This window comes from Acidovorax sp. WCS2018Noco2-16, from assembly GCF_031843945.1.
GTDB lineage: Bacteria > Pseudomonadota > Gammaproteobacteria > Burkholderiales > Burkholderiaceae_C > Paracidovorax.
Map to the genome: position 1 here is coordinate 1,075,651 of NZ_JAVTJJ010000001.1, position 25,427 is coordinate 1,101,077.

At 65.4% G+C, this 25,427-nt stretch carries 23 protein-coding genes; 1 reads left to right on the plus strand and 22 read right to left on the minus strand.

Annotated elements, in window-relative coordinates; translation table 11 throughout:
• Window position 1: 1 nt before the first annotated feature.
• The 9 genes from ccoN to RQI28_RS04940 all read right to left on the minus strand — a co-directional run bounded on the left by ccoN (window position 2) and on the right by RQI28_RS04940 (window position 10,158).
• Window positions 2-1,441, minus strand: coding sequence for a cytochrome-c oxidase, cbb3-type subunit I (gene ccoN / locus RQI28_RS04900; RefSeq protein WP_311221434.1), 1,440 nt, complete (start codon window positions 1,439-1,441; stop codon window positions 2-4).
• 63 nt (window positions 1,442-1,504) lie between these two features.
• Window positions 1,505-1,642, minus strand: a complete 138-nt coding sequence (ccoS, locus tag RQI28_RS04905) for a cbb3-type cytochrome oxidase assembly protein CcoS (protein ID WP_311221435.1) — start codon at window positions 1,640-1,642, stop codon at window positions 1,505-1,507.
• A 1-nt stretch (window position 1,643) separates the two neighbouring features.
• Window positions 1,644-4,097, minus strand: coding sequence for a cation-translocating P-type ATPase (locus tag RQI28_RS04910; protein WP_311221436.1), 2,454 nt, complete (start codon window positions 4,095-4,097; stop codon window positions 1,644-1,646).
• Window positions 4,098-4,304: 207 nt separating this feature from the next.
• Entirely contained in the window at window positions 4,305-5,036 is a 732-nt protein-coding gene (locus RQI28_RS04915) for an ABC transporter ATP-binding protein (protein WP_311221437.1), read from the minus strand.
• A complete protein-coding gene (locus tag RQI28_RS04920) occupies window positions 5,033-5,794 on the minus strand; it encodes an ABC transporter ATP-binding protein (protein ID WP_311221438.1) in 762 nt (253 codons plus the stop codon). Before RQI28_RS04920 ends, RQI28_RS04915 begins: the two co-directional genes overlap by 4 nt.
• A complete protein-coding gene (locus RQI28_RS04925; protein ID WP_311221439.1) occupies window positions 5,791-6,672 on the minus strand; it encodes a branched-chain amino acid ABC transporter permease in 882 nt (293 codons plus the stop codon). The genes RQI28_RS04920 and RQI28_RS04925 overlap by 4 nt, the downstream gene beginning before the upstream one ends.
• A gap of 12 nt (window positions 6,673-6,684) precedes the next feature.
• Window positions 6,685-7,560 (minus strand): branched-chain amino acid ABC transporter permease, encoded by an 876-nt coding sequence (locus RQI28_RS04930; RefSeq protein ID WP_311221440.1) that lies wholly within the window; start codon window positions 7,558-7,560, stop codon window positions 6,685-6,687.
• A 93-nt stretch (window positions 7,561-7,653) separates the two neighbouring features.
• Entirely contained in the window at window positions 7,654-8,874 is a 1,221-nt protein-coding gene (locus RQI28_RS04935; protein ID WP_311221441.1) for an ABC transporter substrate-binding protein, read from the minus strand.
• Window positions 8,875-8,925: 51 nt separating this feature from the next.
• A complete protein-coding gene (locus tag RQI28_RS04940) occupies window positions 8,926-10,158 on the minus strand; it encodes an amidohydrolase family protein (protein ID WP_311221442.1) in 1,233 nt (410 codons plus the stop codon).
• A 218-nt stretch (window positions 10,159-10,376) separates the two neighbouring features.
• Here RQI28_RS04940 and RQI28_RS04945 point away from each other — a divergent pair, with 218 nt between their 5' ends.
• On the plus strand, window positions 10,377-11,339 hold the full coding sequence (locus tag RQI28_RS04945) for a LysR substrate-binding domain-containing protein (RefSeq protein ID WP_311221443.1): 963 nt from the start codon (window positions 10,377-10,379) through the stop codon (window positions 11,337-11,339).
• A 359-nt stretch (window positions 11,340-11,698) separates the two neighbouring features.
• Here the strand turns inward: RQI28_RS04945 and RQI28_RS04950 are convergent, their stop codons facing one another.
• The 13 genes from RQI28_RS04950 to RQI28_RS05010 form a co-directional block, all read right to left on the minus strand.
• Entirely contained in the window at window positions 11,699-12,229 is a 531-nt protein-coding gene (locus tag RQI28_RS04950) for a hypothetical protein (protein ID WP_311221444.1), read from the minus strand.
• A 49-nt stretch (window positions 12,230-12,278) separates the two neighbouring features.
• A complete protein-coding gene (locus RQI28_RS04955) occupies window positions 12,279-12,770 on the minus strand; it encodes an SLATT domain-containing protein (RefSeq protein WP_311221445.1) in 492 nt (163 codons plus the stop codon).
• A 108-nt stretch (window positions 12,771-12,878) separates the two neighbouring features.
• Window positions 12,879-13,727 (minus strand): FRG domain-containing protein, encoded by an 849-nt coding sequence (locus tag RQI28_RS04960; protein ID WP_311221446.1) that lies wholly within the window; start codon window positions 13,725-13,727, stop codon window positions 12,879-12,881.
• A gap of 121 nt (window positions 13,728-13,848) precedes the next feature.
• Window positions 13,849-15,450 (minus strand): malonyl-CoA synthase, encoded by a 1,602-nt coding sequence (locus RQI28_RS04965; RefSeq protein WP_311221447.1) that lies wholly within the window; start codon window positions 15,448-15,450, stop codon window positions 13,849-13,851.
• Window positions 15,451-15,547: 97 nt separating this feature from the next.
• Window positions 15,548-16,390, minus strand: a complete 843-nt coding sequence (locus tag RQI28_RS04970) for an enoyl-CoA hydratase/isomerase family protein (RefSeq protein ID WP_311221448.1) — start codon at window positions 16,388-16,390, stop codon at window positions 15,548-15,550.
• A 45-nt stretch (window positions 16,391-16,435) separates the two neighbouring features.
• Complete coding sequence (locus RQI28_RS04975) at window positions 16,436-17,464, minus strand: tripartite tricarboxylate transporter substrate binding protein (protein WP_311221449.1); 1,029 nt, start codon at window positions 17,462-17,464, stop codon at window positions 16,436-16,438.
• A 111-nt stretch (window positions 17,465-17,575) separates the two neighbouring features.
• Window positions 17,576-19,033, minus strand: coding sequence for a malonyl-CoA decarboxylase (locus RQI28_RS04980; protein WP_311221450.1), 1,458 nt, complete (start codon window positions 19,031-19,033; stop codon window positions 17,576-17,578).
• Complete coding sequence (locus RQI28_RS04985; RefSeq protein WP_311221451.1) at window positions 19,030-19,701, minus strand: GntR family transcriptional regulator; 672 nt, start codon at window positions 19,699-19,701, stop codon at window positions 19,030-19,032. The genes RQI28_RS04980 and RQI28_RS04985 overlap by 4 nt, the downstream gene beginning before the upstream one ends.
• A 280-nt stretch (window positions 19,702-19,981) precedes the next feature.
• A complete protein-coding gene (locus RQI28_RS04990; protein ID WP_311221585.1) occupies window positions 19,982-20,743 on the minus strand; it encodes an ABC transporter ATP-binding protein in 762 nt (253 codons plus the stop codon).
• A gap of 32 nt (window positions 20,744-20,775) precedes the next feature.
• A complete protein-coding gene (locus tag RQI28_RS04995) occupies window positions 20,776-21,642 on the minus strand; it encodes an ABC transporter ATP-binding protein (protein ID WP_311221452.1) in 867 nt (288 codons plus the stop codon).
• Window positions 21,643-21,668: 26 nt separating this feature from the next.
• Entirely contained in the window at window positions 21,669-22,604 is a 936-nt protein-coding gene (locus RQI28_RS05000) for an ABC transporter permease (RefSeq protein WP_404976924.1), read from the minus strand.
• Between the two features lie 16 nt (window positions 22,605-22,620).
• On the minus strand, window positions 22,621-23,682 hold the full coding sequence (locus tag RQI28_RS05005) for an ABC transporter permease (protein WP_311221453.1): 1,062 nt from the start codon (window positions 23,680-23,682) through the stop codon (window positions 22,621-22,623).
• Window positions 23,683-23,727: 45 nt separating this feature from the next.
• Window positions 23,728-25,377 carry an ABC transporter substrate-binding protein gene (locus RQI28_RS05010; RefSeq protein WP_311221454.1) on the minus strand — a complete coding sequence of 550 codons (1,650 nt, stop codon included), beginning with the start codon at window positions 25,375-25,377 and terminating at the stop codon, window positions 23,728-23,730.
• Between the last annotated feature and the right edge of the window lie 50 nt (window positions 25,378-25,427).

Below are 25,427 nucleotides of genomic sequence, written 5' to 3' on the forward strand. Positions count from 1 at the left end.
CTCAGGCGTGCGCGGGCCGCACAGCCGGGATAGCCGCCGTGACGGAGCGCCCGGAGATCGCCGTCATCCACACGTTCCAGGCCATCACCACCATGCCGCCCAGGTACAGCACACCGCCCAGAAACCGGATGACGTAGAACGGATAGGTCGCCTTCACGCTTTCGACAAAGGTGTAGGTGAGCGTGCCGTCGGGGTTCATTGCGCGCCACATCAGGCCCTGCATGACGCCGGCGATCCACATGGCGGCGATGTAGAGCACGATGCCCACGGTGGCCATCCAGAAGTGCAGCTCGATGGCGGGCACCGAGTGCATCTTTTCGCGGCCGAAGAGGCGCGGGATCAGATAGTAGAGCGAGCCCATGGTGATCAGCCCGACCCAGCCCAATGCGCCGGCATGCACGTGGCCGACGGTCCAGTCGGTGTAGTGGCTCAATGCGTTGACGGTCTTGATGGACATCATCGGACCCTCGAACGTGGCCATGCCGTAGAACGACAGCGACACGATCAGAAAGCGCAGGATGGGGTCGGTGCGCAGCTTGTGCCAGGCACCCGACAGGGTCATGATCCCGTTGATCATTCCGCCCCAGCTGGGCGCCAGCAAGATGAGCGAGAACACCATGCCCACAGACTGCGTCCAGTCGGGCAGCGCGGTGTAGTGCAGATGGTGAGGGCCGGCCCACATGTACGTGAAGATCAGCGCCCAGAAGTGCACGATGGACAGGCGGTAGCTGTACACCGGCCTGCCGGCCTGCTTGGGAATGAAGTAATACATCATTCCCAGGAAGCCGGTGGTGAGATAGAAGCCCACGGCGTTATGGCCGTACCACCACTGCACCATGGCGTCCTGCACGCCGGCATAGGCCGAATAGCTTTTCATCCAGCCGGCAGGAATGGCCGCACTGTTGACGATGTGCAGCAGCGCCACGGCGATGATGAAGGCGCCGAAGAACCAGTTGGCCACGTAGATGTGGCGCACGCGCCGCATGCCTACCGTTCCGAAGAACACGATGGCGTAAGACACCCACACGGCAGCGATCAGGATGTCGATGGGCCATTCCAGCTCGGCGTATTCCTTGCCCGAGGTGTAGCCCAGGGGCAGGCTGATGGCAGCGGCCACGATCACGAGCTGCCAACCCCAGAACGTGAACTTCGCCAGGGGGCCGGCAAAGAGGCGCGTCTGGCAGGTGCGCTGCACCACGTAGTAGCTGGTGGCGAACAGCCCGCAGCCGCCGAATGCGAAGATCACCGCGTTGGTGTGCAGCGGCCGCAGCCGGCCATAGCTGAGCCACGGAATGCCAAAGTTGAGCTCAGGCCAGGCTAGCTGGGCCGCGATGAAGCAGCCCACCAACATACCTACCACGCCCCACACCACAGCCATGATCGAAAACTGGCGAACGACAGAATCGTCGTAATGCGCAGCCTTGGTTTTGGAAGAATCCATCGGGCACCTCTTGTATTGCCGAGCCAGTTTCATTCAGGTACACATCGGCCGCATTGACGCATGTCAATCGTCTTTCAGAATGCGCTCGCCCTCTTGCTCGACGTTCTCGAACTGACCTCGGTCAACCGCCCACCAAAGGCCCGCGAGCACTGCCAGCACCAGCACGACGGACAACGGAATCAGCAGATAGAGAATGTCCATCTCAAGCCGCCTTCCCGGCCGATAGAGGGGCTGCGGGCCGATCCGCCACGCCGTCAGTGGATGCGGTGGTGGCCGCCGCAGCACCTTCCCAACGCACCAGTCGCGCTGCATTCGCCACCACCATCAAGGAGCTGATCGCCATGCCTAAACCGGCCAGCCAGGCCGGCATGTAGCCCGCCACCGCCAGGGGCACGCTGAGCGCGTTGTACCCAGCGGCCCATCCCAGGTTCTGGCGAACGACGCCCAGCGTGCGCCGCGCCAGCAGCACCGTCTGCGGCACCAGGCCCAGGTGTTCGCCCAGCACCACGAAGTCGGACCGCGCGCGCGCCAGCGGCACGGCGCGGCCGAACGCAAAAGACACGTGCGCGCCGGCCAGCACCGGGCCGTCGTTCAGGCCATCGCCCACCATCGCCACCCGCCGGCCTTGCGCCTGCAGGGCCTGCAGCCGCTGCAACTTGTCCTGCGGCGTGCAGTCGCCGATGGCCTCGGCTATGCCTGCCAACGCAGCCACGCGCTGCGCGGCGGCCTCGCGGTCGCCAGACAGCAGCAGTACCCGCATGCCCGTCTGGCGCAAGACAGCGACGACGCTGGCAGCTTCAGGACGCAGGGTTTCGCTCAAGGCAACCCGCGCCAGACAAATGGGTTGTGCCAACGTTCCATCAGCGCGCATGGGCTGGCGGGACAGCACGACCTGCGAGCCGGTGGTGCGCTCGGCATCTACGCCAGCGTGGCGGGCCGAACCCAGCCTCAGCACGGAGCCGTCTGCCTCCCGAACCTGCAGTCCGCAGCCCGGCAACTCCTCCACGTTGCCCCAATCCGCATGACCGTGCGCTGCAGGCCCAGCACCGGCTGCCTGCACGATGGCGCGCGATGCGGGGTGCAGCGAATGACAGGCCAGCATGGCGGCCAGCGCCAAGGCCTGCGCGGCATCCAGGCCTGCTTCGGGCTGAACGGACTCCACGCCCAAGCCGCCGTGCGTCAACGTGCCCGTCTTGTCGAACACCACGGTGTCCACGCCGGCCAGCGCCTCCAGCCCCTGCAGGTTGCGCGCCAGCACGCCGTGGCGCGCCAGCGTGCCCGCGGCGGTCAGCATGGCGACAGGAGTGGCCAGCGACAGTGCGCATGGGCAGGTGACGATGAGCACGGCGACGGCGACCATCAGCGCGTGGCTCGGGTCGGTAGGCCACCACCACGCGGCGGCCAGGCCCGCGGCCAGCAGCACGGCCCACAGAAAGGGCCGCGCGATGCGGTCGGCCAGTTGCGCCAGCCGGGGTTTTTGCAGCGACGCGCTTTCCATCAACGCAACGATCTGGCCGAAGCGCGTTGCTCCGCCCAACCCGTCGATGCACACCTCCACCGGCGCCAGCAGGTTGTAGCTGCCGGCGGTGACGGCGCTGCCCAGCGGGCGGGCGACGGGCGTGGATTCGCCCGTGAGCAGCGCCTCGTCGGCCTGCGTGCTGCCGCGCGTGATGCGTCCGTCGGCTGGAAAGGCCTCACCCGGCAACACGCGCACGGTGTCGCCCACGGCCAGCCGGCGCGTGGCCACGCGCGTGAAGACGCCATTCGCACCCATGCGCTGCACGCTGTCGGGCAGGCGGTTCATCACCGCCTCTAGCGCGCCGGCGGTGCGCTCGCGCAGACGAAGCTCCAGCCACCGGCCGGTGAGCAGAAAGAAAACGAACATGGTGAGCGAGTCGAAATACACCTCGCGCCCAAACAGGCCTGCCGGATCGAAGGTGCCGGCCGTGCTCACCGCGAAGGTGATGGCCATGCCGAGCGCCACGGGCAGGTCCATGCTGATGCGGCGCTGGCGCACATCGCGCAGCGCGCTGGAAAAGAACGGCCCGCAGGCGAACAGCATGACCGGCAGGCTGATGACCCACGACGCCCAGCGCAACAGGCGCTCCATCTCCAGCGTCAAATCGCCCGGCATGGCCTGGTAGGCCGGCCACGCGTACATCATCACCTGCATCATGCAAAAGCCTGCCACCAGCCAGCGCCACAGCGCGCGCCGGTGTTCGCGCTGGCGATGCTCGCGCGCGAAAGCGTCCAGGGCCGGCAAGGCGCTGTAGCCCGCACGCTGCACGGCAGCCAACCAGCGTGACGGCAGCACCTGGGCCGGGTGCCAGACGACGCGGGCACGACGCGTGGCGGCGCTCACATCGGCAGCGACCACACCGGGCACGCGGCGCAGGGCGTCTTCGATGGTCAGCGCGCAGGCAGCGCAGTGCATGCCTTGCAGCACCACATGCGATTCCCACAGCATGCTGTTCGCTGGTGCATCCGGGTCGGAGGGTGATGCGGTGGCGTCGCGCTGCACATGCGGCCGGCCGAACGCCGCCCACTCCTGGGGGTCGTCCAGCAGGTTCGTCGCACTGCCTTCCGCGTCATCCTCATGGGTGGCGCCGGCAGATGCGCCAGCACCGGGCGGCGGTTCAGAGGGATCGAGGGGCATGCGATCAAGGCTATGCGCGATGCCCTCGATACGCATTGACCTGAATCAAGCGCCCCGCCCTGCGCCGCCTACCTGACTCGGACGGATCAGCGACGTATCTTTATAAGCAAAATAGGCCTCTAGCGCCCTATCCATAAGCGCATCTAGCTATCAAAATAATAGCAAATGACCTTATCTATCTAGGGAGGCATGTTCAAACGGAACCGGTCAGTGATGCCCTAGATACAGCTGCGCCATGCGCTGGTCACTCAGCAGTTCCTGCGCACTGCCTTCCAGCACGCAGCGCCCCTGGTCCAGGATGTAGCCGTGCTGGCTGATCTGCAGCGCCTGGCGCGCGCGCTGCTCCACCATCAGCACCGCCACGCCAGCAGCCGGCAGCTTGCGCACCATGTCGAACACCTTGCCGACCAGCGATGGCGCCAGCGCCGCGGTGGGTTCGTCCAGCACCATGATGCGCGGCGACGGCATCAGCGCGCGGGCGAAGGCCAGTTGCTGGCGCTCGCCGCCCGACAGGTCGCTGGCGGGTTGCGACAGGCGTTCCACCAGCGCCGGAAAGTCGGCCAGCACCTCGTCCATGCGGCGCCTGACGTGCGGCACGCGGCGCACCACCAGCAGGTTGTCGCGCACGGTGAGCGACGGGAACACGTTGGCCACCTGCGGCACATAGGCCAGGCCCGCGTCGAACCGGTCTTCGGCCGACAGCTTCGTGATGTCGCGGCCACCCAGGTGAATGCTGCCCGTCACCCGCGGCAGCAAGCCCAGCAGGGCCTTGACCAGCGTGGACTTGCCCGCCCCGTTGGTGCCCGCGATGGTGACGATCTGCCCCGGCGCCACGGCCAGGTCGATGCCGTGGATGATGTCCACGTCCGAGTAGCCGCCGCGCAGCTGCTCGATCTGCAGCAGGTTGTTCTTATTGGTTTTGTTGTTCGACTTGCTCATACCACCCCTCCCATGTAGGCTTCCTGCACGCGGGGGTCGTCCAGCACCGTGTGCGGGTCGCCCTCGGCCAGGATGCGCCCGCGGTCCATCACGATCATGCGGTTGGACAGCGCCTTGAGCGCCTGCAGGTGGTGCTCGATCACGATGAACGCGATGCCTTGGCCGTGCAGCTCGCGCACGCGGTCGCAGATTTCTTCGATCAGCACCGGGTTGACGCCGGCGAAGGGCTCGTCCAGCAGGATGCAGCGCGGGTCCAACATGAGCACGCGGCCCAGCTCCACCAGCTTCTTCTGCCCGCCCGACAAGCCACCCGCCTGCACATCGCGCACGCGCGCCAGGTTCAAGAATTTCAGGATGCCGTCGGCCTTGGCGGCCAGCTGCTGCTCGTGCTCGCGCAGGCTGCGCGTTTGAAAGAACGCGTTGATCAGCCGCTCGCCCTGCGGGTTGGCGGCCGCGGCCAGCAGGTTCTCGTGCACGGTGAGGCTCTTGAACTCGCGCGGGATCTGGAAGGTGCGCACCAGGCCCAGGCGCGCGCGGCGGTACGGCGGCACGCGGGTGATGTCCTGCCCGTCGAAGGTGATGCGGCCCGCGTCGGCCGGCTGCTGGCCGGCGATGGCGGCGAACAAGGTGCTTTTACCCGCGCCGTTGGTGCCGGCAATGCCCAGAATTTCGCGGTCGGCCAGTTGCAGCGAGACATCGTCCACCGCCTTGAAGCCGCCAAACAGCCGTGTCACGGCTTCTACTTGCAGCAGCGTCATTTCGAAGGCCCTCCGAAAAGGCCGTTCGGCCGGTACAGCGTGACCAAAATCAGCGCCAGGCCCACGGCGGCCAGGCGCAGGCTGGCCATGCCCACCTCGGACACGCCCGGCACCCAGTCCTTGGCAAAGCGCGAGCCTTCCAGAAACACCATCAGCAGCAGCGAGCCGAACACGGCGCCGCGCACCGTGCCCGCGCCGCCCATGACCAGACCCATCCACACATAGAAGGTGATGAGCGGAATGAACTGCTCCGGCGTGATGAAGGTGATGAAGTGCGCATAGAACGCGCCCGCCACACCCGCCAGCGCCGCACCCACCATGAACACCTGCACCTTGAACCAGGCCGGGTCCTTGCCCAGGGCCGACAGCGCCGCCTCGTCGTCGCCGATGGCCTTGAGCAGCCGGCCGAACGGGCTGCGCGTGAGCCGCACCGTGCCCCAGCACACCACGCCGACGATCAACGCCAGCACGGTGAAGATCGCCACGTCGGACATGCCGCCGGCCAGATGGGCAAACAGCTTGGGCAGGCCCGGCAGGCCCTGCACACCGTTCGTGAGCCAGCTTTCCTGCTGGATGGTGATGCGCACGGCTTCTGAAAAACCCAGCGTCACGATGGCCAGGTAGTCGTCGCGCAGCCGCAGCGACAACAGGCCGATGGGCAGCGCGAGCAGGCCCGACAGCACGCCCGCCGCGATGAAGCACACCACCAGCGGCACGCCCTGCAGCGACAGCAGCCCCGAGGTATAGGCGCCCACGGCGAAGAACGCCACGACGCCGAAGTTGACCAGCCGCGTGAGGCCGAACTGCAGGTTCAGCCCCAGCGCGAGCAGGCAGTAGATGAGGGCGATGATGCCGATGGCACAGAGATAAGCGATCATGGTCCGTACCCCTTAGCGCACCAGTTGCACGCGGCCCATGATGCCGGCCGGGCGCAGCAGCAGCACCAGTGCCAGCACCACGAACGACAGCACCAGCTTGTACGACGGCCCCAGCAGCGGCACCGACAGCTCTTGCACGATGCACAGCAGCAGCGCGCCCAGCACGGCACCCAGCGGGCTGCCGATGCCGCCCAGCACCATGGCGGCGAAGGCGGGGATCAAGCTCTCCCAGCCCATCTCGGGCGTGACCACGGCCTTCATGCCCAGCAGCACCCCGCCGATGGACGACAGCGCGCCCACCAGCAGCCACAGGCTCAGCATGAGCCCGCCCGCGCGGATGCCGCTGGCACGCGCCAGGTCGGCACTGTCGGACACGGCGCGCAGCTGGCGGCCGAAGCTGGTGCGGTAGATGAGCACGAACACCACCAGCAGGCACACCGCGGCGATGGCGGCGATGAGCAGGTCGGTCGGCAGGATGCGAATGCCGCCGAAGTTCCACGCGCGCACCAGCGGCATGTCGAAGGTGCGCTGGTCGTGCCCGGCAAAGAAAGAGATCAGGCTGCGCAGCAGGAACCCGAGCCCGATGGCCGCGAGCATCGACGCGACCATGGGCCGCCCCACCAGCTTGCGAAAGATCAGCTGGTACGACCCGGCCGACACCACCGCGGTGATGGCCACGCTGGCAATGGCTGCCAGCCACAGCGGCACGCCGCCCAGCATCTGCACGGCCACCGCGGCGTACGCGCCCGTCGTCAGGAAGTCGCCGGTGGCGGCATTGGGAAAACGGTTGACGCCCATCACCAGGGTCATGGCCAGCGCGGGCAGCGCCACCACCAGGCCTTCGATCAATCCGTTGATCAAGAGGTTTGTGAAATCGATCCAGGTCATTGCGTCATCTCGTTCTTAGCTCTCGTTCTTACCCTTGCCTTGCCAGAAAGAACCCCGGGCCGCCATGGCTGTGGCGGCCCGGGGCGAGCGCCATCAACCGGCGATGGACACCACGTCGCGGCGCACCAGCTGGCCTTTTTCGATGATGAACACACCGAAGTCGGGGGTGGCGTCGCCGAACTTGTCGAAGTCGAGCTTGCTGGAAGCGCCTTCGTAGTTGACCTTGGCCTTCTTGCCCAGCTGGGCCTTGCCGTCGGCGAACGAGTACACGGCGGTGCCGGGGGCGTTGGAGACTTCGCGCAGCTTGGCGTTGACCTGTTCCACCGTGGCATTGGGGCCGGCGGCTTCCATGGCCAGGGCCAGCGAGATCACCATGTCGTACGCCATGGCGGCGTAGATGTTGGTGGATGCAGCCTTGCCCGTGGCCTTGGTGAAGGCGGCGTCGAACTGCGCGTACGACGTGCTCTTTTCGTTGGAGACCGTCTCCACCGAAATGATGCCTTCGCACACTTCGGGGCCCAGGGCCTTCACCAGGTCGGGGTTGGCCGCCCAGCCGGGGATGATCCACTTGTTGTCGGCGCCGGACTGGAACCATTCGCGCAGGATGATGGTGGTGTCGGGCAGGTACGAGCCCATCACGATCACATCGGGCTTGGCTGCCAGAATCTTCTGCAGCTCGCTGCGGTAGCTGGGGCGGCTGGGCTCGTAGGTGACGTGTGCGGCCACCTTGCCGCCGCGCTTTTCCCACACCTTGGTGAAGCCTTCGACATTGCCCAGGCCCGAGGCGTTGTTGAACGCCATGGTGGCCGGGCGCTTGAAGCCGCGCTTGGCGCAGATCTCGGCAAAGGCCGCGCCAAAGCGGTCGTTGGTGGCCTGAAAGCGCCACACCAGGTCCTTGGCGTCCTGCGTGGAGATGGCGGGCGCACCCGACACGTTCATCTGGATGATGCCGGCCGCATCGGTCAGCGGCATCACCGCCAGCGTCACGCCCGAGGCCCAGGTGCCCAGCACGGCCTGCACCTTGTTCACTTCGATCAGCTTCTTGGCGGCCAGCACGGCGGCGTCGGGCTTGGTCTGGTCGTCTTCGGTGAAGAGTTCGAGCTTGCGGCCGCCCGCGCCACCGGCAGCGTTGACCTCATCCACCGCCAGGCGGATGGCCTGCTGCATGCCCGGGCCGTACGGGCTGCCCGCGCCGGTGATGGGCGTGAGCGAGCCGATGCGGAAGACCTCGCCCTGCTGGCTGAAGCCGATGGAGGGAAGGCACTGCAGGGCGGCTGCTGCGCCGCCGAGCTTGACGAAATTTCTACGTTGCATGGTGTTCTCCGGTCAGGTCAGATCAGGTCAGGGGGAATGGATGGGTCGGGGTCAGAGGGTGTTCTTGAACACGGCGCCGTCCTTGACGATGGCGCGGATGTGTTCGCCCTGGTTCAGCAGGCAGCTGATGTCGGTGAGCGGGTTGCCATCGACCAGCAGCAGGTCGGCGATGGCGCCCACCGTGACTTCGCCCAGCTGGCCTTGCTGGCCCAGGATCTCGGCGCCGATCAGCGTGGCCTGCTGCAGCACCGGGCCGTTGCCGAGCACCTCGGCGCGCAGGCGCAGCTCGTCGGCCTGCAGGTAGTGCGTCTCGGCCAGCAGGTCGCTGCCCAGGCCCATTTTCACGCCGGCCTTGGCCAGGATCTCGATGGCCGCCTTGCCCTGGCTGCGCACCGAGTCGATCTTGGCGATGGACACGGCCGGCAGGCCGTAGCGCTCGCCCTCGTTGGCCAGGCCCTCGTAGGTGATGAGCGTGGGCACCATGAAGGCGCCCAGCTCGGCCATCAGCTCGGCCGTGGGGGCATCGACCAGGTTGCCGTGCTCGATGGTGCGCACGCCGCAGCGCACGGCGCGGGCAATGGCGCGGGGCGTGTAGGCGTGGGCCATCACGTAGGTGTTGGCGTTGGTGGCCTCTTCGACGATGGCGCGCAGCTCGGCCTCGGAGTAGCCCAGGTTGTTGATCGGATCATTGGGCGAGGCCACGCCGCCCGAGGCCATGACCTTGATCTGCGTGGCGCCCTTCAGGATCTCTTCACGCACGGCCAGGCGGCAGGCGTCCACACCATCGACGACGCGGCCGATGTTGCCCAGCTTGTACGCGCACGAGCACACGTCCAGGTCGTCGTTGCGCTCGCGAAAGTCCGCATGCCCGCCGGTTTGCGACAGCGCCTTGCCCGAGGGGAAGATGCGCGGGCCCTGCACCAGGCCCGTGCGCACCGCCTCGGCCAGCGACCAGTCGCCGCCGCCCGCATCGCGCACCGAGGTGAAGCCCCGCTCCAGCATGCCCTTCATGATGGGCAGCGAGCGCAGCATGGTGAACACGTTGGGCATCCTGGCCACGCTGCCCAGGTTGAACGACGAGGCCACGACGTGCACGTGGCAGTCGATCAGGCCGGGCATCAGGGTCATGCCTTTGGCATCGATCACCGTGGCGCTTTCGGGCGCTTCGACGGCCTCGGCCACGGCGGCAATGCGGCCGTCCTGCACCAGAACGGAAAGGCCGGTGCGCAAAGTGAGCGCATGCACGTCCAGCACACGGCAGTTTTCAATCAGCAAAGTGGTCATGAGGTCGGTCAAGGATTCGCGAGAGACTTTAAAAATACTCATGCCAGGGAAGGCATCACCACGGAAAGCGCGCTTTCGCACGCTCTTGGTGCAATGCAGCATGCATCGAAGGAGATCAGCCGTCATGCGCATGTCACAAGGTGCATTTATCGGGCCAATGCCCCTTGGCCGCAACGCCTAAAATCTCACCTTCCCATGACCTGTGCTCATACCCCGCCATGCGCCGCCTGTGCCCCACCATCTCCGAGCTGAACGCCTTTCACTCCGCCGCCAAGCACCACGCGTTCACCATGGCCGCGCGCGAGCTGTGCGTGACCCAAAGCGCCATCAGCCGCCACATCGCGTCGCTGGAAGACTATTTGGGCCAGAAGCTGTTCATCCGCAAAGCCAGCGGGCTGGAGCTGACCGACGCGGGCGCCACGTACCTGAACGCCACGCGCCCGGCCATGGCAGCGCTGGAATCAGCCACCACGCAGCTCATGTCCTACGGCGGCAGCGGCGGCGCGCTCAACCTGTCGGTGCCACCCACGTTCGCGGCGCAATGGCTGTTTCCGCGGCTGGGCCACTTCAAGCGCACGCTGCCGCAGGTGTCGCTGAACTTCGTGCGTTACCAGCATGCGCACGACTTCGCGGTGCCCTATGAATTCGACGCCGCGATTCAATACGGCTACGGCAACTGGCCCAGCGCCAATGCGCGTTATTTGATCGGCAAGGAAACCAGTATCGTCTGCAGCCCGCAACTGCAGGCCACCCTGCCCCTGCGCACCCCGCAAGACCTGCAGCACGCCACGCTGCTGCAGCACATCGAGGTGCCGCTGGCCTGGCACGACTGGATGGTGGCCAACGACTGCGACACCAGCGGCAGCCGCTTCGGGCCGGGATTCAACCTGTACTCGCTGATCATCCGTGCCGCGGTCTCGGGCTTCGGGGTCGGGATCGTGCCCACCTGTCTGGTGGAAGACGAATTGCTGGCGGGCACGCTGGTGGAGCCGCTGGGAGAGCGCTTTCAGAGTCCGCTGGGCTACTACCTATGTGCGCCCACCGCGCGCACCAACCTGTCGGTTTACAAGCTGGTGGGAGCGTGGCTGGAGCATTGCTGCAGCCATGGTGCGGCGCAGGCCGGCGCCACCCTACCGCCGCCTGCGTGCATCTTCTGCGCGGAAGAACCCAGATCTGCGTGACGCGAGGGCTTCATGGCGCCGGCGCGGCGTCAGAAGATGCTAAGCAAAAAGGCCAATGTGCTGACGGCACCGTTAGAGGAAAAGGGAAAAGGGAAAACGGAAACACCGCAGTTACAGACAAACGCCAGCTGCGACGAAGGTACTACGGCGGTGCATCGCTACAAAAAAATACCAGCGAGCGCTTTCTGCATAAGCGCTCAAGGCCAAAAATCCCTGAAGCCAGCGCTGCAGGCTAACGAACCAATTTCACCCGCCGCTAAAAGCGGTCGACTGCAATGCATAGTTACACGCACGCATAAAACGAGTGGACGAGGCTGATGTCAGTGCCCGTCGGTGGCTTTCAGACCCAGCTCGCCTACTCAGGGCTTCGGGTTCAAAGGGGTGAAACGAACCGTGACTTGATGCCCATTGCTGTTAGGACGCCAGTCGGTGCGCTTTACCTCGACCTCCCAAGTCTTCACCTTCCAACGGTGAGTTCCGCCGCTTAGAACTGCCGCTTCAATGCCTTTGGGGACAAAGTTATCTCCTAGAAGCCTAGCGGCGGCCTGCAAGGCGGCACGCTGTAGCAGCGGATAGGCCGCTTTCGCTTCGCTCCGCACGTTTACGTTGAGCATTAAAGTGATGCGATCAAGTTGATTTGGGTTACCAAAGTCACCCAGCGCGTAGAAAGCTAATGTGTTTTGCAAACCGGCAGCATTGACAGTCGGAGTAACTGGCCTCGGAGGACTCGAACATCCCGGTATGTCATTGACAGTGTATTTTCCAGCAGGCAGGCCCAGTTCTGCACCAATGAGACAAAAGGATGGTGTGGGGGCATCTGAACTTAAACCGTGGCCAATTGCCGAGGAACTAATAAATCCTGCCGCGATTATCGTGAGTGAACGTTTCATGACAGGATGGCCAACGCGTGAATTAAGCGGCTTCGGCTTGAATGAATTTTTAGGACCTACCCACCGATTGTACGCCGGGCGCTTGAAGCTCTCCGGCTCCAGCTTTGTAATAGATCGACTGCGGGTTGTCTGGAGACTCAAGCGCCAACGCGTCCAACCTCTCTCTCACACTCGTGGCTTGAATAGTGCTAACTGCCGTTTCGCTCGACAGCATTTCTTCAAGTTCTCTTCCTAGGGCACCGTATTTGGCACCTGCCAAGCGATGCTTTTCTGCTCGCTCCGCATATCCGAGAAGCGTTTGCAAACTCGTTAGAACTGCTGCTGCAACACTCGCCAGTCCTATCAAAATCTGAATCCAAGGGTCTGGTTTCAATGACAGAGCTGCGAACACAGAAGTGCCCACAATTGTGGCAAGAATTACAGCAGGAACTCCTAACCAGTATTTTCGTTTACTGAAATGGTCTGCGGACAGGTAATGAGCCCGCTGCGTTACAGAAGCACGGTGATACCATTCATTGAGCACTTTGGTGTGAGAGGGCATTCTTGATTCTTTCGTAAGGCATAAGCTAACAGCAAGCCGCGCCGGAGTGCGAAGCAGGGAGGGCAACCACAAGCGCAACTTATGAAGTCGCTTGGCCAAAAAGTCAGGCTATGCCCCGATATGCTGTACACAGCCGACATTTTTTGCTCCGGGAAAAGATGCCTGCAGCAGCATGTTGTAGCCATTATCATAGGCCGGCGGAGGAAATAAACTGTGTGTGCTGAGTGCAGTGCTATTGCCAAGCCAGTCAAGTGCATCCGACAACTCAATCTCGAGAATACCGCGTATTTGCGATGAGTAATCGAGTGGACGTTGCTTGTGATTTCCTTTCATTCGCATTAGTAAGCCATGTTGGGCATGTGGCCTGACGAAAACTGAAGGTGCGGCGATTCTTAGATCAATGAGTTCAGTATTTGGGCCGACGTATAGGCCGGGTGCAGCAGGGGCTGGTGCAGCGTCATCCGCACCGACCAATAAGATATATGCCTTGCCCGTGGCATCAGTACGAGAAATCCGGCGCTCGAAGTGAAGGTATTCACCGCAAGGCCCGACAGAACGCACTTGGTGACAGGCAAACCAGAGAGCAACCCAAATGTTGTCAACAACATCAATCCAGGTGGTTTTCAATCCGTAATGCTGGAGTAGAGCTTCGTGTGCATATGAGGCTGTGGCTGCCAGTGGCCCGGCGAAATGAGTGATTGCCGTATTTATCCGCTGAACCGCACTTGATTCGGCCCTTTTTGTTGTTGTTCCACGGAAAGCAGTAGGTGGCATGGTTGGGTAAACTTTTGATTCGCCTCGAAAAAAAACCAACTCTGAATTATGCTTTCCACGTATGTGCTTCAGATAACCGGCGGCTTGAATAAGAGTATGCGTATCTTTGACTGGAAAGACAACTTGCCCCCCCGCCGTGGTGATTGCCGCTGCGCCGCGAATGTTCAGTTTGCTTAATGGCATGGTCGTATTGGGAATATAACGAATAGCTGCGTGGTTTTTAGTGCGGCCTAATTATATTTAGACCGCAACGACAAACTAGCCGGACTTTTCTTGCAGACTGTCATTGGCACCGACACCCGCCTTACGCAAACAGCCCCTTGTGCACATCCCGCAGCAGATTCTTCTGCACCTTGCCCATGGTGTTGCGCGGCAGTTCAGCCACGATGAAGCAGCGCTTGGGGATCTTGAAGTTCGCCAGGCTCGACTTGAGGGCGCCGAGGATGGCATCGCCATCCAGCTGCGCACCCGGTTTGGCGATGACCACGATCACGCCCACCTCACCGAAGTCGGGGTGCGGCACGCCGACCAGTGCGCTTTCGGCCACGCCGGGCAGCTCGTTGACGTAGCCTTCGATCTCCGCCGGGTAAACGTTGTAGCCGCCGCTGATGATCAGGTCCTTGCTGCGGCCGACGATGTGCACGTAGCCGCGCTCGTCCACGCGGCCGACGTCGCCGGTTTTGAACCAGCGGGCGCCGCCTTCGCCCTCGCTGAATTCTTCCTTCGTCTTTTCGGGCATGCGCCAGTAGCCGCTGAACACGTTGGGGCCCTGCACCTGGATGTTGCCGATCTCGCCCGTGGGCAGCGGCTGGCCGGCATCGTCCACCACGCGCAGGCCCACGCCGGGCAGTGGAAAGCCGACCGTGCCGCCGCGGCGCTCGCCCTGCCCGCCGTGGCGCGCATCGGCCGCATAGGGGTTGCTGGTCAGCATGATGGTTTCGCTCATGCCGTAGCGTTCCAGAATGGTGTGGCCCGTGCGCTGTTGCCAGTCCTTGAAGGTTTCGATCAGCAGTGGTGCGGAGCCGGCGATGAAGAGGCGCATGTTGCGCACCGCTTCCTTGGTCAAGCCCGGCTCGGCCAGAAGGCGCACGTAGAGCGTGGGCACGCCCATGAACACCGTCGCGCGCGGCATGGCGGCGATGACGGCCTTGGGGTCGAATTTGGACAGCCAGATCATCTTGCTGCCGTTGATGAGCGCACCGTGAATGGCGACGAACAGGCCGTGCACGTGAAAAATGGGCAGCGCGTGGATGAGCACGTCACCAGGCTTCCAGCCCCAATAGTCCTTGAGCACCTGCGCGTTGGACAGCAGGTTGCCGTGCGTCAGCATGGCGCCCTTGCTGCGGCCGGTGGTGCCGCTGGTGTAGAGGATGGCCGCCAGGTCATCCGCCGACTTGGCCACCGGCGTGTGCTGGCTGGCGTGGTGCGCGGCCCGGTCCAGCAGGCTGCCCGTGCGGTCGTCGCCCAGCGTGAAGACGTGCTGCGTGCCGGCGGTGAAAGCTATCTTTGACACCCAGCCGAAGTTACCCGGCGTGCAGACCACCACGGCCGGCTCGGCGTTGCCAACGAAGTATTCGATCTCTGCGCTTTGGTAGGCCGTGTTCAGCGGCAAGAAGACGTAGCCCGCGCGCAGCGTGGCCAGGTATAGCAGCATCGCTTCGACCGACTTTTCCACCTGCACGGCCACGCGGCTGCCGTCGGGCAGGTTCAGCGACGCGAGCAGATTGGCGATGCGCGCGCTCGCTTCGTCCAGGTCGCGCCAGGTGTAGTGCAGCGGCGTGCCGTCGGCGGATTGCGTCTCGACGGCCACGGCTTGCAGGTCGGCCGGGAAGGCGGCGCGCAGCGCATCGAACAGGTTGTGCGATGAAGATGCGGGCATGGGGGCGGTGGCAGGTAGTGCGCTCATGGTCGTCGTTGATCGGTTGGATGCGTTGGAAGCGTTGGATGAGGGGATGGAGCTTGGGTGCGCTGGATCGCGCATCGGAAGATTCGTGGACGGCGGCTCAAAACTTGGACGGTCGCTTTTCCAGAAAGGCGTTGATGCCCTCCCGGTGTTCAGCACTGTCGGCATACGCGTACGGGTCTCTGCAGCCGTTTGCTACATTATTCATAGCTGACTGCGCTTGCTGAATAAGCGCTAGAGGCTGATTTGATGCAAAGTCTGGCATACAGATGGCCCGCAGCGCCTGCTTGTTCATGCGGGCGGCATGCGGCGCCAGCGCGGCGATGCGCTGGGCGGTGGCGATCACGTCGGCATCGATCGCATCGGCCGGCACCACGCGGCTCAAAAAACCACGCTGCGCCATGTCGGCAGCGCTGAAGGTGGCGGCTTCCAGCAGCATCTGGCGCGCGGTCATCGCACCCGCCGCGCCGGCCACCAGTTGCGCCTCGCGCGGCGCCATCGGAAAACCCAGCTTGGCGATGGGTGCGCCGAAACGCGCTTGCGGCGTGGCGATGCGCAGGTCGCAGCAGCTGGCAATCTCCACACCGGCGCCCATGCAGGCGCCGTCGATGTGCGCGATCAGCGGCACGTCGCAGGTCAGCATGGCAGCCAGGCCGCCCCACACGTCGCCCTCGTGAAAGTCGCGCAGCTGGGCTGCGTCGAAGCGGAACTGCGGGTACTCGGAAATGTCTCCGCCCGCGCAGAACGCGTCGCCCTCGCCTTGCACGATCACGCAGCGCACGCCGACCTGCTGTTGCAGGTCTTCGAACACGGCTCGCAGCTGCCGCCACATGGCGCGCGACATGGCATTGAGCCGGCCCGGGTGGCGCAGCAGCACGCGCCACACGCCAGCGGCACCGGCCTCGCCAGCGGCTGGCGCCGCAATCACTTCACCGGCATGCATGGGCGACGCGGCCTGTCTCTGCTTGAATGCGCATGGCCCGGAGCCTCACTCCAGCTTGGCGCCGGAGGCCTTCACCACCTGCCCCCAGCGCTTGACTTCCGAGCTGACGAAAGTGCCGAACTGCTGCTGCGTCATGCCGCCGAACTCGGCCCCGTTTCCGGCCCAGATGGTCTTGAGCTCCTCGGCCGTGCCCAGCTTGCGCACCTCTTCCACGATGCGCGCCTGCATGTCGGCCGGCGTGCCCTTGGGCGCCCACAGGCCGTACCAGGTGGTGACGGTGTAGTCGGGCAAGCCCACTTCGGCGGCGCAGGGCACGTCTGGAAAGGCCGGGTTGCGCCGGTTGCCGGACACCATCAGCGCCTTGATGCGCCCGCCCTTGATGTGCGCGGCCGACGAGCCCAGGCCGTCGAACATCATGTCCACGTTGCCCGCGATCAGGTCCTGCAGCGCGGGGCCTGCGCCGCGGTACGGGATGTGGGTGATGAAGGTGCCGGTCTGCATCTTGAACAGCTCGCCCGCCAGATGGTGCGACGAGCCCGAGCCGGCCGAGGCGTAGTTCAGCTTGCCCGGGTTGGCCTTGATGAAGTCGAGAAACTGCGCCATGGTGGTGGCCTTGACCACGCGCGGGTTCACCACCACCACCTGCGGCACGTTGGCCAGCAGCGCCAGCGGCACGAAGTCTTTCTCAAGGTCGTAATCGAGCTTGGGGTACATCGACGGTGCGATCACGTGGTGCGCGCCGCCCATGAAGAGCGTGTAGCCGTCGGGCGCCGCCTTGGCCGCGAAGCTCGCGCCCACGGTGCCACCCGCCCCGCCCCGGTTGTCGATGATGAGCGCCTTGCCCAGCACCTTGCTGAACTGCGCCGACAGCGGCCGCGCGAACGCGTCGGTGCCGCCGCCTGCCGGGAACGGCACGACCAGCGTGACCGGTTTGGTCGGCCAGCCGGCAGCGCCCTGCGCCCAGCCATTGCCGGCCGATGCCGCAGCGATGCCGGCTGCACCGGCCGCGCGCAGCACGGTGCGGCGCGAAAGCGGCCCGCTGACGCAGCGCAGTTGTGGATTGATCGGATTCATGTTGTTTTGTCTCCTGTCGTAGTTATTCATTCACGCTCTGGAAGGAAGGCGCTTGTAGTCATGGCCCTTGCCGCGCAGGCCCCTGCACTCCGCATGCAGCGGAGTGCCGTCCTAACTGCGGCTCAAGCTGTCGATGTCGCTGGACATCGGCACGCGGCCCTGCGCCAGCAGGCTGCGGTGTTTGTCGATCCGCTTGAGATCGTAGAGGTAATTGACCATGAGGCCGAACGATTGCTTCAGGCCCTTGGGCGATGGGTCGCCCGCCCAGTTCAGGCGCTCCACGCGCGCGCCATTGCCCAGGTGAAAGCGAGCCACCGGGTCCACCGGCTTGCCATCGGTCAGTTCACGGCCCAGATACTGCGCGGCGCACTGCAGCAGCAGCTGGCGAACGGGAGACTTGGCCGGCAATTCGAGTGCCTTGTCGGCAGCGGCCAGCACATGGGCGGCCTGCGGCGGCTCGAAGCCCACAGCGCGGCCCAGCTCGGCGCGGCGCTTGTCGTCCAGCGCATCCAGCGCGGCAGCGCAGTGCTTGCCGAACCAGGCGCGAAACCCTGGAATGGGCGAGAGCGTGGCGAAGGTGCGCAGGCGGGGAAACTCCGCCGTCAGCGTTTCCACCACGTGCTTGATGAGGGAATCGCCGAAGCTCACGCCACGCAGTCCCGTCTGCGTGTTGCTGATGGAATAGAAGATCGCCGTCGTGGCACGTGCGATGTCTGCCGCCTCGGCCGACTCGTCCAGCAGCGGCGTGATGCTGCTGGAGATGTCGCCCACCAGCGCCACCTCCACGAAGATCAGCGGCTCATTGGGCAGGCGTGGGTGAAAGAACCCGTAGCAGCGGCGGTCGCTGTCGAGCCGGTTCTTCAAGTCGGCCCAGCTGCGGATGTCGTGCACGGCTTCGTACTTGATGAGCTTTTCCAGAAGCGACGCGGGCGAATCCCATGACAGCGCCCGCAGCTCCAGAAAGGCCACGTCGAACCAAGTGGAAAAGAGGTGTTCCAGCTCTGCATCCAGCGGCAGCAGGCGCTTGTCGCTTTTCAGAAGAGGCAGCCATTCGGCGCGCAAATCGAGCAGAAACCGCATGCCCTGCGGAAACACGGCAAACCTCTGCAGCAGCCGCGTGCGCGGCGACACCAGCGCGCGGCGCAGGTGCATCTCGGCATGGGCTTCGTCGTCTGTGCCGGCGGCGGCTTCGTGGCGTTGACGGGCGGTCTTCACGCGTGCGGCGTCGGCCGAAAATTGTTCGCACATCAACAGCCACATGTCGCGCCGTTCCTCGGGCTTGGCCTCGGCGTACCACGCGGCCACAGCCTCGGCGCGACGGCCGCCCTCTACCTCGCTCACCTGCGGCGCGGCCACTTCCTGCAGATCGGCCAGCAGACGGCGCAAGGCACGCGGGGACAGCGCTTCAGTTCCGCGGCGCAGGGTGGCGGCCAGGCGTTCGTTGGTGGAGCGTGGTGGCGGAGCCTTGGGCGCCGGCCCCCCGCTGCCAGCGCCGGCGGCGTCGGTCTTGGAATCGGCGGGGCGCAGGCGGGGGACGTTGCGCGAGATCCAGGTGGAGGCGGCGTTCATGGTGCGATTCGGGAATGGTGGTTGCGGGCGATGTCGCGCAACGCATCGCGCTGCGCCATGAGGTGTCCACGCATGGCCTGCTCGGCGGCGTCGCTGTCGTGGCGTTTGAGGGCGTCGAACACAGCCAGGTGCTCCGACAGGCTTTGCTGCAGGCGGCCCGGCACATGCAGCGTCTGGTGCCGCGCCAGGCGCAGGATCTTGCGCATGTCGCCGATCACCTGCGCCAGCCAGCGGTTGTCGGCCAGGGTGATGAACGCTTCGTGGATGGCGTAATTGGTCTCGTAGTAATCGGTGATGCGGCCGGCAGCGGCGTGGCCGCTGAGCCGGTCGTGCAGCACCTGCAGCGCGGCGATATCGGCATCGCCGGCGCGGGCGGTGGCTTCATGGGCGGCCCGCCCTTCCAGCAGCGCGATGACGGGGAAGATCTCGTCCACGTCGCGTTCGGTGATCTCGGCCACGAAGCAGCCGCGGCGCGGCTCGTGCCGCAGCAGGCCTTCGGCCACCAGCACCTTCAGCGCCTCGCGCAGCGGGGTGCGGGAGATCTCCAGCCGCTCGCACAGCGCCGCCTCGTCCAGAAAGCTGCCGGGCACCAGGGCGCCGGCGAAGATCTGTTCACGCAGGCGCTCTGCCGCCCCGTCGTGCATCGACTGGTTGGCTGCGTTGCGCATGGGAGCAGGTCTGAACACGTGGAGCCCTCGGTGAACAAAGTAAGCGGCGCTGGTACGGGAAATCGAGTGAAAAACACCCAGTGGCCGATGCCAATGGCGCGTTGCTTGATGGCATGCGCAGGCGGCCAGTCGACCGTGAGGCGTTCATCACACCGCAATTCGCCGTTTAATGACCGTAATTTCTCATAATTATGACAACAGAGCAAATCGCGTCTACCGGGAAAGCCCTGAGCCGCCATGCGGCGGCAAAGCCATCCCTGGCCTGGCTCCGCTGATCGGATCAGGCCGCCTGGGCACTCAGCCCATGCATCAACGTTGTTTCCACCAGCATCTGCGTGTACGGGTGGCGCGCTTCTCCGGCGCAGAGCGCGTCGGTGGTCAGCAGTTCCACGATCTCGCCCTGCTGCATCACGGCCACGCGGTCGCACAGGTGGGCCACCACGCCCAGGTCGTGGGTCACCAGCAGGTAGGTCAGGCCTTCCTGGCGGCGCAACGTGGTCAGCAGGTTCAATATTTCGGCCTGCACGGATACGTCCAAAGCCGAGGTGGGCTCGTCCAGCAGCAGCACTTGCGGCTGCAGGATCAGCGCCCGGGCAATGGCCACGCGCTGGCGCTGGCCGCCCGACAACTGGTGCGGGTAGCGATAGCGGAAGCTGTCGTCCAGCCCCACCTTGCGCAGCATGGCGCCAATGCGTTCTTCCTCGTCGCCGATGCGGTGAATGCGCAGGGGTTCGGCCAGCGTGGTGTGCACGGTATGCCGTGGGTGCAGCGAGCCATACGGGTCCTGGAAGACCATCTGCGTGGTGCGTGCGCGGACCCGGTCGAGGCGCCGCGCCAGGGGCTTGCCGTCGATGTGCAGCGCGCCGTCCCAGTGCGTGAACTGGCCTGCCAGACAGCGCAGCAGCGTGGTCTTGCCGGAGCCCGACTCGCCCACCAAGCCGAACGATTCGCCGGCGGCGACCGAGAAATTGACGTTGCGCAGCACGCGCGCGGCGCTGGCGCCCTCGCCGAACGCCAGGTTCAGCTGCTCGATGTCGATCATGCTGCGGGCCTGACCGGGGTGGTGACGATCGCTCATGCGGCAACTCCTTGGGCCCAGTTCGGGTCACGTTGCAAAGTGGGCAGGTGCTCGCGGCGGTGCTGCATGCTGGGCAGCGCAGCCAGCAGGCCCTGGGTGTAGGGATGGCGGGCATTGGCCAGGTCTGCCGCGGCAATGCTTTCGACCACGCGGCCGGCATACATCACCAGCACGCGGTCGCAGAAGTGACGCACCAGGTTGAGGTCGTGGCTGATGAAGACCAGCCCCAGGCCACGGCGGGTGACCAGGTCGTTCAGCGCGTCGAGCACCTGCATGCGGACCGATACGTCGAGCGCGGAGGTGGGCTCATCCGCAATCACCACTTCGGGTTGCGGCACCAGCATCATGGCGATCATGATGCGCTGGCCCATGCCGCCGGAGACCTGGTGCGGGTACATGTCGTACACGCGCTCGGGGTCGCGAATGCGCACGGATTCCAGCATGGCGAGCACCTCGGCACGCGCGGTGGCGCGGCTGCCCGGGTGGTGCGCCAGATAGGCCTCGGCGATCTGGTCGCCCACCCGCATCACCGGGTTCAGCGAGTATTTCGGGTCTTGCATGATCATGGACATGCGCCGGCCCCGAATGCCGCGCATCACCTTGGGGCTGGCGCCCAGCAGGTCGATATCGCCAAAGCGCAACTGCTTCGCTTCGACCTGGGCCGAGCGTGGGTGCAGCCCGAGCAGCGCCCGGCCCACGGTGGATTTGCCCGAGCCCGATTCGCCCACGATGCCGAGCTTTTCACGCCCCAGCGTGAACGAGACGCCGCGCACGGCGTCGGCAACGCGGCCATCGGCCGAGGTGAACCTCACGGTCAGGTCGTCGACCTGCAGCAGCGGGGAGGCATTGGTGGGTGTTGGCATGGCATTGCTTCCTGGCATGGCGGACGTCATTCGCTGCGCGGGTCGAGCACGTCGTAGAGCCCGTCGCCCAGCAGGTTGAAGGCCAGGCTCACCATCAGGATGGCGGCGCCGGGAGCGGCCACCAGCCACCAGGAATCGAGCATGTAGCGGCGCCCTTCGGAGATCATGGCGCCCCATTCGGGCAGCGGCGCCTGAGCGCCCAGGCCCAGAAAGCCCAGCCCGGCGGCGGTCAGGATGATGCTGGCCATGTTCATGGTCAGGCGAACCACCACCGACGACAGGCACAGCGGCGCGATGTAGCGCGCCAGAATGCGCAGCGACGAGGCGCCCTGCAGCTGCGCGGCGGTGATGAAATCGGCATTGCGCAGCGACAGCGTTTCAGCCCGTGCCAGCCGGGCGATGGGTGGCCAGCCAGTGAGCGCGATGGCGATCACGGCGTGGTCCAGCCCGGGGCCCAGCGCGGCCACGAAGGCCAGGGCCAGCACCAGGCTGGGGAACGACAGGAAGATGTCGGTGATGCGCATCATCACGGTGTCGACCCAGCCACCGAAGTAGCCCGAGACGACGCCCACCACCAGACCGATGGGCCCGACGATAACCGTCACCAGCGCCACCACGTAGAGCGTGATGCGCGAGCCATGCACCAGGCGCGAATAGACATCACGGCCGTATTCGTCGGTGCCGAACCAGTGGCCGGCGCCGGGGGGCTTCAGGGCCTGCGACAAGTCTTGTGCGTAAGGGCCGTGCGTTGCCAGCCATGGTGCGAACGCGGCCACGCCGATCAGCAGCACGATCACCGCCACGCCAGCCGCTGTGAGCGGGTTGCGCAGCAGGCGGCGCAGCAGCCGGGCCGCCTCGCGGCGCATGGCCTGGCCAGCGGTGCCGGTCTGCGGAGATGATGGTGCGGAGTTCATGGAAGGCACGCCGGGCGGTTGGACAAGGGTGGAGGATGTGGTGTTCATGACAGGTTCGCCGCCTTCAGCGCATGGGCTTGGTACGGGGATCGAACACGCGGTACAGCGCGTCGGTCACCAGGTTGATCGTGACGAAGATGACACCGACGACCAGCACGGAGCCCATCACCGCGGCCATGTCGCCCAGCAGCAGGCTGCTGGTCAGGTACTGGCCAAAGCCCGGCCAGCCGAACACGGTCTCGATCAGCACGGCGCCTTCCAGCAGGCCGCCGTAGGCCAGGGCCACGATGGTCAGCAACTGCACGAGGATGTTGCGGAACGCGTGGCCCCACACCACCGTGCGTTCAGGCAGGCCCTTGACGCGGGCGGCCAGCACGTATTCCTGCGACAGCTGCGCCAGCATGAAGCTGCGCGTCATGCGGCTGATATAGGCCATCGCATGCAGGCCCAGAATGAACGCGGGCAGCGTGATGTGGCGCAACGCGCTGCGGAACGCCGCCCCGTCGCCCGCCAGCAGCGAATCGACCAGCAGCAGCCCGGTGACCGTGGGCACCATGCCTTCAAAGGCAATGCCCACCCGGCCGATACCTCCGGCCCAGCCCAGCCAGGCGTAGAAGATCAGCAGGCCCATCATGCCGAACCAGAAGATGGGCGTGGAGTAGCCCACCAGGCTGAACAGGCGCACCAGATGGTCTGCCAGCCGCCCGCGCTGCGTGGCGGCGTACACGCCCAGCGGCACGCCCAGGCCGGCACCCAGAAGAATGGCCAGCGTGGCCAATTCGAGCGTGGCGGGCAGCACGCGGGCCAGGTCGTCGCGCACTGGATTGCCGGTCAGCACCGCGTTGCCCAAGTCACCGTGCAGCAGGTCGCGCAGGTAATAGGCGAACTGCACGGGCAGTGGACGGTCCAGGCCCAACTGGCGGTAGACCTGCTCGTAGGTCGAGCGGTCGGCATCGGGCCCCACGATGGACAACACTGGGTCGAGCGGCATCACCCGCCCGATCAGGAAGGTGAGCACCAGCAAGCCCAGCAGCGTTATCAGTACGGTGGCCAGGCGGCCGGACCATTGCCGCAGCCGGCGCGGCCACACGGAAGGCTCTCGCATCGCGAGCACGGTAGTGGACATGGAAGGCACCTTCTTGTTATCTGTCTCGTTGTCTGTCGAATGCGGTCAGACCTTGTGCACGCCGTGCAGCCGGGTCGTGGCACTGGGGTGGCCCACATAGCCGCGCACGATGTCTCGGTACACCACGGTCTCCACCATCTGCGACAGCGGCTGGATGGCGCCCACCTCTTCGTCGTAGGCGCGCTGTATGTCCTGGTAGGCCTTGAGCTGGCGGTCGGCATCGGGCTCGAGCAGGGCAGACTCGATCAGGCGGTTCATGCCCGGGCTGTGAAAGCCGGTGCGCCAGCCCTGAAAGTTGGTGAGCCGCGCCGCGTCGCGGTTGTCGGGGTTGTAGACCAGCGCCCGCAGGCTCGAATGCGGGTGCGGCTCGGCACCGCCGCCGCCCCGCCCCACCACGATCTCGAACTTGCGCTCGCGCATCGCGCCGTAGACCTGGTTGCCGGTGCCGGGCAAGACTGCTGCGTCGATGCCGGCCTGCGCCAGCGTGGCCTGCAGGCTGGTGGCGATGTTCACGAAAGGCGCCTCGGCCACCACGCGAATGGTGGTGCTGAAGCCGTTGGCAAAGCCCGCCTCGGCCAGCAATGCCTTGGCGCCCGCCACGTCCAGCGTGTAGCCGGGTTCGGGCAGCGTGGCCGACAGGCCCAATGGCACGGGCCGCTGGTGCAGCAGGCCGTAATAAGGCATGACGGTGCCGTTGATGCCGCTGTAGTCGATGAGCTTGCGCACGGCGCGGCGCACGCGGGCATCGGCGTACTTGGCATCCTGCATGCTCATGGCCACGTAGTAGAGCGTGCCGCGCTGCACCGTGTGCACCACCAGGCCGGGCATGGCCTTGAGCGCATTGATGTCGGGCACCGACAGCCCGGTGGCCATGTCCAGGTCGCCGCGCGCCAGCATCAGCCGCATGGACTGCGATTCGGTGATGTGGCGCATGACCACCCGCCGCAGCTTGGCCGGCCCGCGCCAGTAGGCGTCGTTGCGGCTCATCATCAGGATCTCTTTGGCGCGCCACTGGTCCAGCCGGAACGGGCCGGAACCCGCTGCGTGCGTGGTGAGCCAGGCACTGCCCAGATCGCCATTCTTCTCGTGCTTGAGCACCTCGTTGCGATCGAGCACCACAGCGCTGACCGAGGTGGCCAGCGTGTACAGCACCATCTTCGGATCGGTCGGCGCAGGCAGGTCGACGACCAGCGTGCGGTCGTCTTCCGCACGCACCAGCCGCTCCACGTTCTTGGCAGAAAAGCCATAGCTCTTCCACGGCGAGGCCAGTGCCAGATTCAACCGCAGCACCCGGCGCAGCGACCAAGCGGCATCATGCGCCGTTACCGGCGTGCCGGAGTGAAACAGCACGCCGCTGCGCAGCTTCAAGCGCAGCGAGCGGCCATCGGGCGCCACCTCCCAGCTTTCCGCCAGGCCCGGCAGGATGCGGGTGGTTTCTTCAGGGTCCAGCTCGATCAGGTAGTCGTACAGGTTGGCTGCCACCTCCACCACGCCGTTGCCAGTGGCCGAGGCCGGATCCAGCGAGAGCAGGTTGTTCATGCTGATGCCCATGATCAGCTGGTCTTGCGGCGTGCTGCCGGTGGCGGCCTGGGCCGCGCCCAGCGGCACCAGCGCGGCGCAGGCGCCCGCCATGGCGGTTTGCAGCACCTGCCGGCGACGGAGCGCGGTGGAGAACGTCAGGAACGGGTCAGTCATGCGCGGGCTTTCTGCGGTGCGTCACGGTACGGCAATGGCGGAACTCAGGC